The 732-nt window shown below is 76.1% G+C and carries 1 protein-coding gene; it reads right to left on the bottom strand.

Annotated elements, in window-relative coordinates:
• A partial coding sequence (locus tag G3I65_RS01330; protein ID WP_203612249.1) for a polyketide synthase dehydratase domain-containing protein occupies nucleotides 1-732 on the bottom strand: 732 nt, incomplete at both ends.

Here is a 732-nt window from a genome sequence, read left to right as displayed (position 1 = left end):
TCCCCGGCGGCGAGTGCGACGTCGGCCGGGTCGGCGCTGTCGACGAGCGCGAACCGGCCCGGGTGCTCGGACTGCGCCGCGCGGACCAGGCCCCACACGGCGGCGGCTTCGAGGTCGGTGCCGTCGGTGGCGCCGGTGGTGTGGAAGACGAGTTCGGCGTCCCGGGGTTCGGCCAGCCAGTCGCGGACCAGTTCCAGGGCCCGCGCGGGACCGTCGGCTTCGACGACGACCTGCTCCCGCGGCTCGGGGCGGGCCGGGGTGGCCGGGAGCCAGCCGAGCCGGAACAACGCGTCCTGGGTGCGGGCGGCGGGCCGGAACGTCACCGCGTCGACGTCGGCGACCGGAGTACCGTCGTTGTCCACAAAGGACAGGGAAACGGCGTTGTCCCCGGCCGGGGTGATGCGGACGCGCAGGAGTGTCGCGCCCTTGGTGTACAAGCGGATCCCGCGCCAGCTGAACGGGACGTGCGGCCGGTCGTGCCCGGCCGTCAGGGCGACCGCGTGCAGGGCGGCGTCGAGCAACGCCGGGTGCAGGCCGAACGCCGTCGCCGGTTCGTCGCCGAGGCTCAGCTCGGCGAAGACGTCGTCGCCGTGACGCCAGGCGCGCCGCAGGCACTGGAACGCGGGGCCGTAGCCGAGGCCCAGCGCGGCCAGGCGGTCGTAGGCGTCGCCGACGGCCAGAGGTTCGGCGCCAGCCGGGAGGGTCGCGTCCCGCGGTGCGGCGCCGGAGTCC

The organism is Amycolatopsis sp. SID8362 (assembly GCF_010550475.1).
Lineage (GTDB): Bacteria > Actinomycetota > Actinomycetes > Mycobacteriales > Pseudonocardiaceae > Amycolatopsis > Amycolatopsis eburnea.
Note: the sequence above shows the minus strand (reverse complement) of the source record. Positions and strands in the feature narration are given on the sequence as shown.